At 41.9% G+C, this 17,389-nt stretch carries 11 protein-coding genes; 1 reads left to right on the top strand and 10 read right to left on the bottom strand.

Annotated features, from left to right (window positions below; all coding sequences use genetic code 11):
* Positions 1 to 135: 135 nt before the first annotated feature.
* The gene (locus D6856_RS14505; RefSeq protein WP_120687490.1) at positions 136 to 1,935 is read left to right on the top strand and encodes an L-fucose isomerase; all 1,800 of its coding nucleotides are present in this window, start codon (positions 136 to 138) and stop codon (positions 1,933 to 1,935) included.
* A gap of 43 nt (positions 1,936 to 1,978) precedes the next feature.
* Here the strand turns inward: D6856_RS14505 and D6856_RS14500 are convergent, their stop codons facing one another.
* The 10 genes from D6856_RS14500 to D6856_RS15235 all read right to left on the bottom strand — a co-directional run.
* The gene (locus D6856_RS14500) at positions 1,979 to 2,875 is read right to left on the bottom strand and encodes a metallophosphoesterase family protein (protein ID WP_092247752.1); all 897 of its coding nucleotides are present in this window, start codon (positions 2,873 to 2,875) and stop codon (positions 1,979 to 1,981) included.
* The gene (locus D6856_RS14495) at positions 2,872 to 4,689 is read right to left on the bottom strand and encodes an ABC transporter ATP-binding protein (RefSeq protein WP_120687489.1); all 1,818 of its coding nucleotides are present in this window, start codon (positions 4,687 to 4,689) and stop codon (positions 2,872 to 2,874) included. Before D6856_RS14495 ends, D6856_RS14500 begins: the two co-directional genes overlap by 4 nt.
* Complete coding sequence (locus D6856_RS14490) at positions 4,686 to 6,497, bottom strand: ABC transporter ATP-binding protein (RefSeq protein WP_243114100.1); 1,812 nt, start codon at positions 6,495 to 6,497, stop codon at positions 4,686 to 4,688. Before D6856_RS14490 ends, D6856_RS14495 begins: the two co-directional genes overlap by 4 nt.
* 113 nt (positions 6,498 to 6,610) lie before the next feature.
* Positions 6,611 to 7,534: an SPFH domain-containing protein gene (locus D6856_RS14485; protein ID WP_120687487.1), complete on the bottom strand. Its 924-nt coding sequence runs from the start codon at positions 7,532 to 7,534 to the stop codon at positions 6,611 to 6,613.
* Positions 7,535 to 7,579: 45 nt separating this feature from the next.
* Positions 7,580 to 8,029 carry an NfeD family protein gene (locus tag D6856_RS14480; RefSeq protein WP_120687486.1) on the bottom strand — a complete coding sequence of 150 codons (450 nt, stop codon included), beginning with the start codon at positions 8,027 to 8,029 and terminating at the stop codon, positions 7,580 to 7,582.
* A gap of 68 nt (positions 8,030 to 8,097) precedes the next feature.
* A complete protein-coding gene (locus tag D6856_RS14475; protein ID WP_120687485.1) occupies positions 8,098 to 10,347 on the bottom strand; it encodes a hypothetical protein in 2,250 nt (749 codons plus the stop codon).
* 39 nt (positions 10,348 to 10,386) lie between these two features.
* Complete coding sequence (locus D6856_RS14470; protein ID WP_120687484.1) at positions 10,387 to 12,099, bottom strand: hypothetical protein; 1,713 nt, start codon at positions 12,097 to 12,099, stop codon at positions 10,387 to 10,389.
* Between the two features lie 41 nt (positions 12,100 to 12,140).
* On the bottom strand, positions 12,141 to 14,321 hold the full coding sequence (locus D6856_RS14465; RefSeq protein ID WP_120687483.1) for a hypothetical protein: 2,181 nt from the start codon (positions 14,319 to 14,321) through the stop codon (positions 12,141 to 12,143).
* A 29-nt stretch (positions 14,322 to 14,350) separates the two neighbouring features.
* Positions 14,351 to 15,958 (bottom strand): hypothetical protein, encoded by a 1,608-nt coding sequence (locus D6856_RS14460; protein ID WP_120687482.1) that lies wholly within the window; start codon positions 15,956 to 15,958, stop codon positions 14,351 to 14,353.
* A gap of 21 nt (positions 15,959 to 15,979) precedes the next feature.
* Positions 15,980 to 17,389 (bottom strand): hypothetical protein (locus tag D6856_RS15235; protein WP_158588971.1); only part of this gene is annotated, 1,410 nt, incomplete at its 5' end.

Below are 17,389 nucleotides of genomic sequence, written 5' to 3'. Positions count from 1 at the left end.
CCTTTTAACAAATGGGTGAATATTGTTATATTTTTTTACAGTATAGCACTTCAATTCCAAATCGGGTAGAGATAATATCATGGCATATAAACATGTTTTTATTGGGGTGAAAAAAGAATTCAAAGGAGGATTTTTATGGCAAAAAACAGATATATCGGGGATTATCCGGTTATAGGAATAAGACCTATAATCGACGGAAGGCGCGGACCTCTTAAGGTCAGAGAGTCACTTGAAGACCAGACAATGAACATGGCGCTCTCCGCCAAGAAATTGTTTGAAGAAAACCTTAAGTATTCAAACGGCGAACCCGTTAAAGTAGTAATCGCTGACACAACGATAGGACGTGTTGCGGAGTCGGCTGCCTGCGAGCAGAAATTCAGAAAAGAAGGCGTTGCAATAACCTTAAGCGTAACTCCCTGCTGGTGCTACGGCGCAGAGACAATGGACATGAACCCTCTTACGATAAAGGGTGTGTGGGGACTTAACGCAACGGAAAGACCGGGCGCCGTATATCTTGCAAGCGTGCTTGCAACCTACGCTCAGAAGGGTCTTCCCGCTTTCGGTATCTACGGAAAAGACGTTCAGGATGCAACCGATACGGTTATTCCGGAAGATGTAAAGACCAAGCTCCTTCGCTTTGGAAGAGCCGCCGTTGCAGCTGCTTCCATGCGCGATAAGTCATATCTTCAGATAGGCTCTCAGTGCATGGGAATCGGAGGCTCTATAATAAATCACGATTTCTTTGAAGAATATCTCGGAATGCGAGTTGAATCAGTCGACGAAGTTGAGATCCTTCGTCGCATGGAAGAACATATCTACAATGAGGACGAATATCAGAAAGCTCTTTCTTGGATCAAGAAGTACTGCAGACAGGGCTTTGACAAGAATCCCGATTCGGTAAAAAAGACCGATGAGCAAAAAGAAAAGGATTGGGAATTCACGGCAAAAATGGCGGTCATCATTGAAGATCTCTATCAGGGAAATCCAAATCTCCCCGAAGGCTGCGAAGAAGAAGCCGTTGGTCACAACGCTATCTGCGGCGGTTTCCAGGGACAGAGACAGTGGACAGATCACTGGCCCAACTGCGATTTTCCCGAAGCTATTCTCAATACTTCTTTTGACTGGAACGGAGTTCGTGAACCGTTCATCCTTGCAACGGAGAATGATACATTAAACGGAGCTTCGATGCTGTTCATGAAGCTGTTAACTAACAGACCTCAGATGTTTGCGGATGTGCGCACATACTGGAGCGCAGATGCGGTTAAACGTGTGACGGGCTTTGAGCTTGAAGGTCATGCAAAAGAATCTGACGGCTTTATTCATCTGATAAATTCAGGTGCCTGCTGTCTTGATGCGTGCGGAGAGCTTAGGGATGAAAACGGCAACGCCGTTATGAAGGAATGGTACAACGTAAGCGATAAAGATATCGAGACGGTAATGGCGGCGACCGAGTGGTGCCCTGCCGACAACGGATATTTCAGAGGAGCCGGCTATTCGGGAAGATTTATCACTAAAGCCGATATGCCCGCAACCATGATAAGACTTAATATTGTAAAGGGTCTGGGACCTGTACTTCAGATTGTTGAGGGCTGGACAGTTAAGCTCCCGGATGAAATATCTGATGTTCTTTGGAAAAGAACTGATTACACCTGGCCGTGCACATGGTTTGCACCTCGCACGGACGGCGTGGAAGGTTCACCGTTTATGACAGCCTACGATGTAATGAACAACTGGGGTGCCAACCACGGCGCTATCAGCTACGGTCACATCGGAGCAGATCTCATCACTATGGCTTCGATGCTTCGCATCCCCGTTTGCATGCACAACGTAGCACCTGACGACATCTACCGCCCCGCCGCTTGGAACGCTTTCGGAAGTGACAAGGAAGGCCAGGACTACAGAGCCTGCGCCGCCTACGGCCCGCTGTATAAATAAATCAAAAGCCGCTTCAGCCAACATGCTGAGGCGGCCTCTTTATTTACTCTTCTGTCTCCCGCGGAATGTCTTTTCCGTGGAGGTCCACATAGTTTTCTTTAAGGGCGATCGCCCAGTATTTCTCAGGGATGTCGGGCCAACGAACGACTCCTCTTTCCTGCTCGCAAAGTCGCATCGCACGAAGAAGGATCGTCTCATTGATGTCGACACCGGTGCGGATCGTGTGCATTGCGGAGGCAGCCCAGGCGGGCGCCATCGTCATGAGATCCGACGCCTTGAATTCTCTGATGATCTCTTTCTTGTTGTAATCAAGCTGAATCTGCTCCTCTTCCCAAGCCTTTCCGTTTCCGTGAAGAATACAGAACTGAGTCTTTCCTTCGTGATACCACGGAATTCCGATGGATCCCGGATTCACTGCCTTTTTTCCTCTGTAGATATACGTATCCTGCACATGATTGTGACCGTGCAGCAAAAGATTCGTCTTAAGATGCGCGATTATCCTCTTGGTATTTCTCTTTTCCCTGAACATAAGCTCAGCGGTGTTCTCGGGCGATCCGTGGCATATCTCAAAAGGCGGATATCCCTTGATCTCGCAGAGCATGTAATTCGGCAGAGAATCAAAAAACTCAAGATCCTTTTCCGTCAGGTTCTCGTATGTATAGAGGAGCGAACCGCTCGCAGAGCCTTTTTTCCAATTGCCCTTACCTTCCTTCCAATAGTCCAGAAGGTACTCCTCGCGATTTCCTCTGATGATATAAGTGTTAAAATACTGCTTCAGCACATAGATAAGCTCCATCGTCTTCTGCGGATTGGGGCAGTCCGTCACGTAGTCGCCAAGAAGAGCAAAGTTCGTGATACCTTTGCCCATCGCATAATCAATGCACGCCTGGAGCGCCGTATGATTGGCATGTATGTCGCTGAAAACCGCAATGTCCGTCATATCAGGTTAAAACTCCGTTCCTCAAACTGTCTTGTAAAGAGCTCATAGTAGTAGCCTTTTTGATTCATCAGCTCACTATGCTTACCTCTCTCAATTATTTTACCATCTTGTACAACCAAAATGATATCCGCATCAACAATTGTTGATAATCTATGCGCGATGACAAAAGAAGTCCTGCCTTTAGTAACGATTCCGATGGCGTCCTGAATTTTTTTCTCAGTAACGACATCGATGGATGAAGTCGCTTCGTCGAGGATCAAGATCCTCGGGTCTGCAAGTATCGCCCTTGCAAAAGAAAGAAGCTGCTTCTCTCCCGTCGATAGCATATCGCCGTCTTCTCCCACATCCGCATCAAGACCCTTGTCCATCTTCCGAACGACATCCGAGGCCGACACAAGGTCAAGCGCTTTCCATATCTCTTCATCCGTCGCATCCGGCTTACCGTATCTTAAATTATCCCTTACGGAACCCGAAAAAAGATGCGGTGTCTGAAGGACGTATCCGATGTTACTGTGAAGCCAGAGCTGCGACCTTGCCGCTGCGTCTTTTCCGTCGATAAGAACATAACCTTCGGTCGGCTTAAAAAATCTGCAAACGAGATTTACAAGCGTCGACTTGCCGGCGCCCGTCTCACCTACGATCGCAACGTTCGTTCCCTGAGGAACCTTAAGATTAAAGTGCTCAAGAACGTACTCATCTCCGTCCGGATAATGGAAGGAAACGTCCTTAAACTCGATATCTCCTATAAGCTCCTCCCAGTTCTCTTTCTTGGGATTGAAAGTATCGCCGTATTTTTCGATAACTTCGGGAGTATCGAATACATCGGACTTTTCCTCGATCAGCTTAAAAAATCTCTCGACGTTAACCTGCACCGTGATAAGCTCGGAAAGCGTCACGATAACGTTCTGCACAGGCTCCATGAGCGCAAGCGCATATGATAAAAAGACTGAGAGCGTGCCGATTCCAAGGACCTCTTTCATCGTCATGATTCCGCCCTTATACAAAACAAGTGCAAGCGCAAACGATGAAAGCATGGTAACGGATGCGGTAAAAAATGCCGAATAATGCGCGGCGTTTACCGATGTCCTAAACATCTTCTTTGTATCTTTTTCAAAATCCGCCTGTATCTTATCCTCAACAACAAGCGTCTTTATCGCCTTGGCGCCTGTTATTCCTTCGTTGAAGTTACCCGTTATGGTCGAATTGATCTCACGGACCTTTCTGTTTATCGCGATCAGTTTTTTCTGAAAATAAGTCGCAAGAACGACCGTAACCGGCACGATCGCCATAACAATAAGCGCAAGCTTCACGTTTTGAATTAGCATCATGATGAGGACGCAGACGATAAAAGAGCCGTTCCAGACAATGTCCATCATTCTCCACGACACCATGAGACCGATCTTTCCGGTATCGCTCATGACACGCGCGTGAATGTAACCCACGTTGTTCTGATTAAAGTAGGCAAAAGAAAGCTCTTGAAGATGATTAAACGCAGCGTTTCTTAAGTCTCTGTCCATGCCCATCTCGACCTGTCCGCAGATGTACGTGCAGACAAAGTTATCAACTACCAAAACGATCAAAAGAGCAACGTATAAAATTATAAATACCGGTAATCCCTTAAGCGTTCCCTTTCCGACAAAATTGTCGATCGCATACTTGTTGAAGATTGGAATAAACGAATCAAGGAGTGAACTCAAAACTCCCAGACTTACCATAAACACTATCTTCCAAAGGTATGGCTTTATGTAAGGATACAGCTTTGGGATCCCGAAAAGTTTAAGATTCGTACCTGTTGTACTGTTTTCCTTTTTCATATTCCCTGCTTCTGAATATCATATATTCTCTTGTAAATTCCGTTATTTGCAACAAGCTCATCGTGCGAGCCGATCTCGGCAACCTTGCCCTTATCAAGAACAAGAATGGTATCCGCATGCATGAGCGTAGTGATCCTGTGTGATATGAGAATGACCGTTGTTCCGACAGTCGTCTCTGAAAGAGCCTTTCTGATCCTCGCATCCGTCCTTGTATCAACCGCCGAAAGCGAATCGTCAAAGATCATAATAGGCGGCTTCCCCATAAGCATCTGCGCGATCGCGGTCCTCTGCTTCTGACCGCCGGACAGCGTCACTCCCCTCTCTCCGACGTACGTTTCATAGCCTTTGTTAAAGTTACGTATCGCTTCATCGAGATCCGCAATCTTGGCGGCATCACGAACTTCCTTGAAACTAGCGTCACTCTGTGTTATTGCAATATTTTCTGATAACGTACCTGAGAAAAGAAAAGGCTCCTGAAGCACAAGGCCTATGTTGCGGCGTAAGTAGCTTCGCCTGATATCTTTGATGTCGACATCGCCGATCGTGATCCTGCCGGAATTCTCTGCCGTTTCGGCATCACCCGCACCCCCGTGGCCTTCTGCCTTGGCGGCATCGCCTGTGCTTTCCGGAAGATCATATAGCTTGTCCATCAGATACATAAGCGTCGATTTACCCGAGCCCGTTCCGCCCAGAACTCCGAAGGTCGTACCCGCTTTAATCCTAAAGCTTACATTGCTTAAGACATCCTCCGTTCCGTTTCCGTATTTGTACGATACGTTATCAAATACAATATCCCTGTTCATCGGAGGTTCTATCGCATTCTCGCTGTCTTTTTCCTCTTTGGAATTCATGATGTAACGAAGCCTGTCGATTGAAACTCCCGCTTTACTCATCTCGGAGATGATCCTTCCGAGCGCTCTTACGGGCCATGTGAGCATCGCATTAAGAGAAACAAAAGCGATGTACTCACCGACAGTTATGCTGTTATTTACGCACAGCACAGCACCGATGATCGTAACAAGCATGACCTGAAGGCCCGAAATAAGATCATTCGATGCCCAGAACGCAGACAACGTGCGGATCAGGTCAATCCAGAGATTTGTGTAATGATAGTTCTGCGTTTCAAATCTCTCTTTTTCATACGCTTCTCTTCCGAAAGCACGCACAACGCGCACTCCCGTGAGGTTCTCCTGCGCCGTCGCGGAAAGTCTACCTTCCTCACTGTCGGCCTTTTCAAAGCCCTTACTGATCCTTCTGTGAAAAAGACATGAATACAGCACAATGATCGGAATAAAAACAGCCGAGAATATCGTAAGGTAGCCGCTTATTCCTAGCATAAAATACATCGCGACAGCAATCCTGACAGTGATCCTAAAAAGATTGATCATCTGCTCGGATACGAAATTCTTGATGGTATCGACATCGGAAGTGCATCGCTGGATAATATCTCCCGTGTGGTTCTCCGAATGCCATGCAAAAGGAAGGCGTATGATGTGCTCGAAAAGAGTATCCCGCATTCGCCTTGTAAATTTCTCCGCCGCTATTGAATTAAAAAGCTTGAATAAATATCTAAAGAGAGCCGTTGCTATCGCGCACCCCGCGACAACAAGCGCCATAAGATAAAGATGTACTCTCAGATAGTCCCTTCCTCCAAGCATATTTATCACGTGATCGATATAGCTCGGGACGCTGCTGTCCGCAGCGTCCACGAGAAGAAAATCAACCGTATACTGCACGAATTTCGGACTTACAAGTTCAAAAAACGTCACAAGCACCGAACATATCATGCTTATTACAAAAAAGATCACGCTTCCTTTGAGGAAGTATAGGACCATTTGTGATTTTGTTTTATATTTATTGTTCATGTATAAACCTATGGTCAGTATCGGCCATGGCTGTTATAAGCCCATAAAGAGCCCGATTACTTCAAAGACTCTTTTATTGAGCTTGCAAGACCTGCGATTCCCTGAATATTGGAGGGAACGATGATCTTGGTTGCCTGTCCGTCAGAAGCTTTCTCAAAGGCTTCAAGGCTCTTAAGTGTAAGAACGGACTCATCCGCACCTGCCTCTTTGAGCATCTTGATACCTTCCGCATTAGCCTGCTGCACGCTCTTGATAGCCGCTGCCTGACCTTCTGCCTCTCGTATTTTCTTTTCCTTCTCAGCTTCAGCTCTAAGAATTGTTGCCTGCTTATCAGCCTCAGCCTGGAGGATCTTACTCTGTTTCTCACCCTCTGCAACGGTGATCTGTGACTGCTTCTCACCTTCCGCGAAGAGGATCTTTTCTCTCTTTTCACGCTCAGCCTTCATCTGCTTCTCCATCGCGTCACGGATCTGCTCCGGAGGATTGATGTTCTTGAGCTCGACTCTTGTGATCTTGATTCCCCAAGGATCGGTAGCGATATCAAGCGCATCCTGCATCTGTGCGTTGATCTGATCTCTTGATGTAAGTGTCTCATCGAGTGTAAGCGAACCGATAACGTTACGAAGTGTGGTCGCTGTGAGGTTCTCGATGGCTCCGATAGGATTTCTTACTCCGTAAGCGTAAGCCTTGGGATCTGAAATTCTAAAGAAGACGATGGAATCAATCTGCATTGTTACGTTATCCTGTGTGATAACGGGCTGAGGCGGGAAGTCGCAGTACTGCTCCTTGAGGTCCACCTGTCTTGCCACTCTGTCTATAAAAGGAACTTTGAAGTGAAGACCTACATCCCAAGTCTCCTTATAAGCTCCGAGTCTCTCAATTACAAATGAATGTGCCTGAGGCACGATCCTGATGTTGGCTGCAAGTATGATAATAGCCAGGACAACTATTATACCGATAAAAAATGAAAATGATGCCATGTTCTTTCCTCCCTTGTATATACGTAATTTTTTTGATCATTCATTTTACATAAAATCTCTTTTTACAATAAGCTTGTTGCCTTCTACCCTAACGACGGTAACTTCCGCTCCCTCCGGGATCGTGATGTTATTGTCCTCGGATCTGGCAAGCCATGTCGAGCCTTCGAAATCAACTTTTCCGCTCTCTTTAAGATTGTCGATCTCTACCTTAACGACCAGTCTCTTTCCGATGATAGAGTCTATATTGGTTTTCTCAACATTGTTGTTAAGGTACTTGGCCGCAAGCGGTCTGACCGCAGCGATACATATAACCGACACAAGCGCAAAAACAGCGATCTGCACCGGAATACTCGCTCCAAATGCCGCGAAAAACATCGCAACAAAACTTCCCGCCGCGAACCATATCGTCACAAGTCCAACGGTAGCAAGCTCAACAATAGCTAAGATCACAGTGAGTATCAGCCAGAAAGCAGCCGCTGTAGAAATTATATTCATAAGATGCCCCCTTCCCCTGTTAATATAAACGATATTACAGGTATTATACCTTTTTTTAGGCTAAAATACTATTTTTTCTTTATTTCACAAAATCCACTCATAGTCGTTTCAGCATATCTGGGGTCAAAAATGAACTGTTTTCCGCCGCATGAAACAACATATCGGCCCACAACTTTTCCGGATTCATCCTTTGTCAGTATAGTCGACGTTATCACAAACTCTTTTAAATCCGCATCACGAGCACTTGGAGAGTAAAGATCACCGTATATATCGCACAGAGCAAAAACAGCACGATCTGTCCAGAAAGACACCCTGCTTCCGTTTTTGAGCATCTGGTCTACTTGATTAAAAGTTGGCTTATAATCAAGCATATTGACACTAGCTTCTATATTATTTTCCTTGAAATAATGATCGATCCTGTTCTGGAATGTAGTAGCATTTTCTCCCCATTCGTCGCATAATTTCGGGAACAATATTTCTTTTTCCTGCGATTTATTGGCAAGTTCTTCGTAAATACCTGCCTCTTTCTGACAAATTGACCACAATTGGTTATCCATACCATTATTAATGTTCCCATTCGCATCAAATACATTATCATTGTGTGTTAGCTTAAATGACTTGGGATCTTTACAATAATATTGGTAAATGTACTGTGCGCAGCTATCCTTACTGCCCGGTTCATCTAAATATACCTTTCCATCGGTTTGCAGATAAATATCCAAAGCAAGAAGATCTACCACGTCTTTTCGATTTATATCCAGGTGGAACTTCTCCTTAAATTCTTCTTTCTTATACTTATATATATCAATGATCGCTTCAGCAGCAGCCTTTGCATATGTACCATTTTTTTCAAAACTATCCAGAACCTTACATGCATCATCATAAGAAACGTTTGCGTAACCGGGATACTTCTTGAAAATATTCATACACGATCTATCTTGCTGCATACCCGGAAGATTGATCATTTCATTTTTTATTTTTTCCTTTAAACTACCGTATGTCTCTGACTTTTTTAATTTAAAAAGATAAACATTATTGAGTCTCATATCAGATCTTTTACTTTTCGGATCAAGATACCACATTTCCCCCCAGGAAGACACCTTATATTTCCCATCATTTGTTGTTCCGGTCACTGTCATCAAATGTGCAGTAGTTTGAGGATCGATTTTCCCATCCGGCGTTTGAAGATCATAGTTTTCTGCTCCAATAAAACCTGAATATCCAGCATCCAGATAGTATTGAACAAAAGTAGGAGAGTTCTTATCCACCATCCTGTATTCCATATCGATCCCATGCTCTCTGCAATAATGTGAAAATCTGTTTATTGTATTCTGATCAGCAGTCATTTGATAATCTGCTTTAATCTCATTAACCCCTCTTTTCCACTCTTGCACTCCTTCAAACATACAATTACCAGCAACATTGCTGTCACCTTCTATATGTCCGGTTATATCATTATAAGAAAAACTTCCTTCATTATATTTTGCCTTATATTCATCCTGATTCAGGACGTAATATTTCATTTTATATTTGGAGTAGCAGGCTATTCCAAACGGTTCATCAAGATAGAACTTATTTTCGGTATTCACAAAAATATCTACACATAATTCTGCGTAATTTAGATCTCCATCCTTTATCATATCAAAGCCAAACACGCTCTTAAACTCTTCAGGATTATACACGTATTGGTCAAAGATCATATTGGCCATTCCCATATAAGTACAGCCGGTATGTTTTATCCGTTCTAACATATCATGGATCTTGCCTTGACTTGCATCTTTATATTCCGGATATCTTCTGACAAAATCATATATTTCATCATCTTCAAACCATATAGTAAACCAAACATCTGTACCGCTTCCGTAATCCCTCTGATTTCCGCCATATTTTCCCTTATCATCATAAGGTCTTTCATGTTCAATCCATTTAATAAGATCGTCAATGCATTCATCTCCTCCGCTTGTCTTTATATATTTGGTACTTGCGTCATTGGTAAGACCTATATTATCTGCATTTAACTCATCCACATTATTAATAGACTTCATGATCCCGGAAATCGCGGTGTCTACATCATTGACTCCAAAGTTTCTGAATTGATCTGACGAACTTGCGACAGTTTCCCAGTTCTTAATGAGCAAATTCATGCACTCTGTTCCTCTTATCGCATTCCCCATATCATTGATCGGTGAGACATCCAGTATTTGCAGGCTTTCGCAGTCGCGTACCTTCTCCTGCTTTTGCTTGGTCACTTTGCTGTTAAGATACAGGGTGTCACCATTTGTTCCAAAGTTTCCTGTGTTTATTTTTTTTAAATCCATATCTTTATCTCTTTCCTTTTATATTGTTCTTAGATATGATCACTGTTTGATCTTTATAGCCGTGGAAGAACCGTGGGGTGTGTTAGCCCACTCATAATGCGGCACCCACTTATATGAGTCACGTGATATATAATAAAATTCGTGTATATCACTCTCCTTACTTTTTTGTTTTGAAGGATTATAATAGTATTTTTTCCCCTTTGATGAAACAATGAATCTATTATCTTTTGTCACTCCAACTATAGTAATCGCATGCGCATTATTAGTTCCTTCAGTATTAAAGACCTGATTTCCTTCAGCATCTTCAAAAGTATAATTCTGTACAGCACATACAACAATATGTCCTTTTTCCACTTCTTCTTTTACTTTTACAAAATAATCATCCTCATACAACAAAGGCCCCATATTCAGCTCAAGACCTTTTTCCTTAAAATAATGCAACCCTCTATTAAACACTGATCCGACAGGGCCACGTAAATATTTAGTCTCAAATACTTTGTTCTCTCCATTTTGGTTATATAACTGAAGGGCTGCATTTTCAGCATTTTGTAGACGATCTAATTTTTCATCATATAAATTTTTATTTTTCACTTCATCGGGATAATGATAAAAATAATTTGCTAAAGGAGTCACTCCCGTTGCGTCATCGAGGTAGATCTTAAACCCTGTATTGCAAACAATATCCATAATAAGAAATCTGTAGTTTAGATCACCATTTTCACCAATCATAGGAAAACCTAATTTATCTCTAAAGCTTTCTTTATCACTCCTATAATGTTCAAATATAGAATTAGCCAAAGCTACAAATGTACAGCCATGTGCTTCTACATCTTTTAATAGATCATGGATCTGGTCATTACTATAATTCTCAAACCCTTTATGGGTTCGGATAAATTTGTATAATGCTTCATCTTTCCCTGCTATTCCAAAAATGCTAAAGCTTGTACCCATGCCCATGTCCTCTTGGTTTCCGCCAAATGATCCATGTTCATCAAAGGGATTGGTTCCCTGATACTCTCCTTCCATTGGTACGGCACAATCAAGTTCCTTTTTTTCCTGTTTTGCAACATCCTGTACATCATAGCCGGAATTCTTTGTCACTCTTCCTTTCGCCGGTCCAAAAACTTCAGATCCGGTGTCTCTGACGGCTATAGCCCCGGCGAGAGCGGCATGTTCTGCATCCATATTTTTAACTTCCATTTTTATTCCGTTCTTATTGGACGTCTTAGAAGTATTCCCCTTTTCGGCATCCGTGGATCCTGCAGCTACTACAGCTTTAGCCCCTGCAGCTCCTGCAGCTCCTGCAGCTATAGCCGCGGTTCTTCCGGCGGCTATACCACCGGCAGAAGCAGGACTTTTTTTATCCATATTCTCTGCTTCCGTTTTAACACCGTTTATATTGGCCGGCTTTGATGCGACACCCCTTTCGATATTGATGGATTTTGCCGCAGCATCATCAACTTTATTGATTGACATCGCCATCTTACCGAGCGTAGTATCAAGCACTCCTGTTCCAAAGTTTCTGAATGTATCGCCTGAGTTTGCTACATTACTCCAATTCGCAAGAAGGAGACCAACGCATTCGGTCCCGTTGATCTTATCTTGTGATGAGAACGCCGAAACATCAAGTTTCTGCGCATTCTCATGGTTGTTGATATTATTCTGTTGTACCTTGAATTCTGCGTCATTATAATAAAGCCTGCCTGCGTTTGCGGGCTTGTTGTTTGCAGTCTTATCGTATTGCATTTTCATCTTTTTACTCTCTTCCTTTTTGCGTTAATTCCCCATATATATTATATATTTACTTTTATAGCATAATAATCACTGCTCTCATAAAAGGATGCATCAAATCGATGTTGCTTTCCACAGTGTGCCACATCATAAAATAACTGATCTTCTTTTTCTTTAACTCTTGTAACAGTTAAACGATCTGCATTTTGCCCGGATGCACTTATACTATTACCGGAACCAAGCTCATTATGCAGATCATAGGGATTGGCCTTAAACGATACTATATAACCGTCATTAACCTTTTTCTTTAATTCATCGTATTTAGGTTTATCCCCAAGTTTCTTGACACTTGCGCCGGCTTTTTTATCTTTCAGGAAATTGTCCAATCTCTGTTGTGCCGCTGCGGGGGCCGATGTCAGATCATCTTCGGTGCAGATTCCGTTCGCAAGACAATAATCCACAAGAAGTCTGTTTGTATTAAGCTCACCGTCTTCTCTTATCATAGAGTATCCGTATTCGTTCTCAAACTCTTTCGGACGTCCTCTGTATGCATACATGATCGCATTTACTTCAGGAATACATTCATAGCCATACAGTTCTATTTCATCCAAAACTGTATTAAGCCCTTCTTCATCACAAGTAGCGTAGTTTTGATGCCTCTTAATAAAATTCAATATTTCTTTTCTTTTTTCCGGATTGATGCCATTTCCGAATTCAGCTTTGGGACCACCGGGATCGGCTCCGTACTGTCCGACCATATCAAAAATATTGCTGTTTGCGGCAAGTATTTTTTCATTCATTTCCTCAGCGCTCATCGGATCAGCCAATGTCTTATTAAACTGTTCCAGTTTTGACATATTATTTCCGTTTACTTCAATGGGGGTTATTTTTTTCTTTCTTTTCACGGCCATGAAGCCATCAATACTCATATCAGGATTATTATTTATAGGATCAAGATATAATCTTTCACCCCAAGTTGATACTTCCAATAAACCATTAGGCATAATTCTTGTTACTATCATTGCGTGACCGCCGTCCACATTCGCATATTGTACGTTCCCTTTTTCATCCAAAAGCGCAAATTTCTCGGCGGAAACTTCTACAGTATATCCTTCATCAATAGCACGCTGTATATCATGATTAATTTGTTTTTGTCTCTCTACATCACCTCTTGAAGTCCAAAATGTCTTATATTCAAATTCATCGCAGCCATGAATTCTAAGATAATGTGATAATCTATTCAGCTGCTGTTCCTTACTGGTACGATCTTCTTCGTCACAGTATATTTCTTTTATTCCATGCTTCCATAGTTCCACAAGAGCTTGAGCACATTCGTCATAACCACTTACATTCATTTCTGATATCAGATCAATTTTCTTTTTTGCATTCGGGAATTTATCCATATAATGATAAAAACTAATAACGCCACACATCTCATCCGGATACAATTTATTATGAGTCTCCAAATAAAAATCCACTATTAATTGTTTGTAATTAAGATCCCCACCTATTGCTGTCATCGGAATATTGAATCTCTTCATAAATTCACCGGGATCATCCTTGTACTGATCAAAGATAATATTGGCAATAGCAACATAAGAGCATCCATTCATTTTTATCTCACTTAAAAGTGCATAAATAGCTTCGTCAGAATAGTTTTCATATCCGGGATGCTTTCTTATGAACTCATATAATTCGGAATCTTCTGTCGGTAATTCAAACAGCCTTTTATCAGGCCATACCTGCATCGCAGTCTGATCTCCTCCAAACTGTCCTTTATTATCAAAAGGATCGATTCCGAGATCAGGTTTATTATCTTCTTCCCAAGGTATAGCCGGACTGATTTCTTTTGCGGGTTCAGGCGGAGCCGGCATCGGTGCCTCTATAAGTGCGCGTACGCCATGGGTTCCCTGTGACTCAATCCGGATTGATTCTGCCTCTTTCACATCCACATCGATGAATGACTTGCTCTGCCCTGAAAGTGCAGGATCAAATACGCCTGTTCCGAATTTTCTGAATTCATCACCGGAACTTGCCACATCTTTCCAATGCTCAATAAGGAGGCCAACGCATTCAGTGCCGCTAACCTCCTCCTGTGCTGAAAGCGCTGAGATATCCAGTTTCTGTACGCTCTCATGGTTATAGATATTATTTTGTTGTTGTTTAAAGCCTGCGATGTCGAAATAAAGAGAGCTTGCATTGGCAGGCTTGTTGTTTGAAGTCGGATCGTATTTTAACCACATATCTACTCTTCCCCTTTTGCGTTAATTATTTACTCTTCCCATGGTATTGCAGGACTGATCTCAAGTGTTTCCGGAACTTGAACATCATAACTGTGATCCTTAGAGATTCCACCTTTCCCCAACATTGGGTTAACGATCACGTCAGTGTTTTCCACACTTTTGATATTTAGAGGCAGTACTATATCAGATAACGATGCATCAACCGAATCCAGGTCGAATCTTTTAACCGTTTTATTTATCTTGACTTTAGGTATGCTGTAGTATGATGCATAAAACCAATTCTGATTGGGATCTTTAATACTGTTTTTCTTAGGATCATAAAATAGTTTCCTTCCCCATGTTGATACTATATATCTACCGTCTGCGGTTATACCCGTGATGATCATCTGATGACCGCTTGAAGACTTCGCAATACTGTTTCCGACGTAATCTTCCAAAACATAATTCTCTGTCGTGAATACAACTTTACCGCCATTTTGCAGCACTTCTTGCAACTGCTTATCTGTTGGTGTATGTCCCATATCCTCAAATCGAATATCCAATACTTGATTCGTCTTGCAGAAATGACTACCTCTGTTAATTACCGAATGTTCAGAAGCCGCAGGAGAATATCCTATATCAAATCTCATCTCTTTTATTCCTGCTTTTTGAGCTTCCTTTGCTTCATTCAAACAAAGCTCAAAGTGCTTGGGATCTTCTTTCCCATCAGGTAAATAAAGCGGCCTTCCGTATTTCTTTTCATATTCATCAGGATGCTCTTCGTAATAGATTTCTTTATATTCGGCGTAGCACTCAATTCCGTAAGGTTCATCAAGATAAACCTTATTCTTTTCCTGATTAAAATATGCTATCTGAAGGAGTTCATAGTTTAGCTCATTGTCATCTCCTACCATGGGAAAACCGGATCGTTTTTCAAACTCTTCTTTATTATCCTGATAAGCATCAAAAATAAAATTAACTACAGGCATGTAAGTACAGCCGCTTGTCTTCATTTCATAAAGTTCTGCATATATCTCTGAAATACTCTTATCTTTGAATTCAGGAATCTGTTTGATAAACTGCCATCTCTTTTCATTCAAGACATAAAAATACTTATCATACAATCCCGGATTCTTTTTAATCTCATTAATAGTATTTACTTTATTCATATCAAGAGGAAAATCTTTCCAAACTCCGATAATATTACTCTCAGGTCCTGATTGATCAGCTCCGTACTTTCCTATATCATCAAACGGCTTGGGCGTTATAATTGACTCAAAAACAAGATTTGTTGACTTTATATATTTATTATTTTCATTCATGCTTGCTATTTCAACCGGAACTGAATTGGCATTTGCATTATCAACATCACCTATTGACTTCTGCTGCCTCGAAAGTGCTTCGTTAACCACTCCCGTTCCGAAATCTCTAAACTTATCACCCGCGCCCGCTACGTCTTTCCAATGCTCAATAAGGAGGCCAACGCACTCTGTGCCGCTGACCTCCTCCTGTGCTGAGAACGCTGAAACATCTAGTTTCTGCGCGTTCTCATGATTATTGATATTATCTTGTTGCTGCTTATAGCCTGCGTTATCGAGATAAAGTGAACTCGCATTAGCAGGCTTATTGTTCGCAGACGGATCGTATTTCAAACTCATTCTTTTCACTCTTTCCTATATTCACCGTGGAAGCAGATCATTAATATTCACATCATCAAAAATTCCGTGATCAATATTCCACTGGCCTTTATTCTCAGGATCTTTAAGCGGCTTTTTATAGTTCACGGAAAAGGCATCATAGCCATATCCCCTCATTGCATTCTTTTGGGGATCATAAAACAATCTCCTCCCGTTGGTCGATATCTCAAATCTTCCATCATCGGAAATATTAATCAATTCAACGGCGTGATCAATTGGTTTATCGTTAGTAGTAATTCCTTCATAATCCTCAAAAACAAAGCCCCCGGCCAATCCTAAAAATACTTTACCTCCATTATCAAGAGCTTTCTTTAAAGCAGCGGAATCAGGAATAAGTCCAAGATCCTCTATTTGAACATCCATTATCTTATTCTTCTTCATAAAATGATCCAGCTTATTGGCAGCGGAAATTCTATACTCACCCTCAATTTTCACATTCGGCCTGTAATCTATAACACCGCTCTTTTGGATTTCTTCCGCCTCTTTTAAACAGTTATTATCAAGCGCTCCGTTACCACTATCAACCGCAAAGTCTGTTCCGTATTTCTGCTTGTATTCATTAGGTCTTATCTCATAGTACTGCTTTCTATATTTGGCACATGCATTTACTCCTTCATAGCAATCAAGATGTACAACATTTTCCTCTGCTAAAAAATAATAAATCTCAAGCAGCTCATAATTGAGTTCCCCATTCTCATTCTTCATAGGGAATCCAAATTTCTTTAGAAATCCCTCTTCATCTCCTACATATGCATCAAATATAATATTCACCGGAAACATATATGAACATCCGTATTGTTTCATATTGATCATTTCCCTTAAAATCTCAGCATCAGTCAGATTCCTGCATCCGGGAATTTGCTTGATCCATCCGTACTGTTCCTTATCCTTAGGAATAATGTAATCATTGTATTTATTGGGATCAGCCATAAACAGTTTTAAATCATTTGGATCGCTTATATCAATGGGAATATCATTATTGGCTTTAAAAACTCTGCTTATTCCCAACCCCTGATCAGCTCCAAAATCCCCGAAAGCATCTAATGGTTTGGGATTTTTCTTGGAAGCCGCAGCTAAATTTGACGCAGCCATGAGACGTTGTATATAATTCATTTTTTCTATCTGCTCATCTGTATAACCGCCCTCACGGAGTACACGCATCATATTATCTCCGTATTCCAGGCCATACAATGTATCGGGATCCACCTGCCCTGATTGGGCATGTCCCAGCATTTTGATAGTCTTATAATTATTAAATGAAAGAGGCTTTGGCATCGCATCCGCGTTGTTAAAAGAATTTGTTGCATTGGCAATTTTTTGGTTAAACTCACCGTTAAACGCCTCTGTATCGTGCGCTCTTACATGATCGGTAAGCTCGCTGTCAAAAGCTAC

The sequence above is a fragment of the Butyrivibrio sp. XB500-5 genome, assembly GCF_003625505.1.
Classification (GTDB): domain Bacteria; phylum Bacillota; class Clostridia; order Lachnospirales; family Lachnospiraceae; genus Butyrivibrio.
The sequence above is the reverse complement of the archived record's forward strand: the minus strand, read 5'-3'. Positions and strand labels throughout refer to the sequence as shown.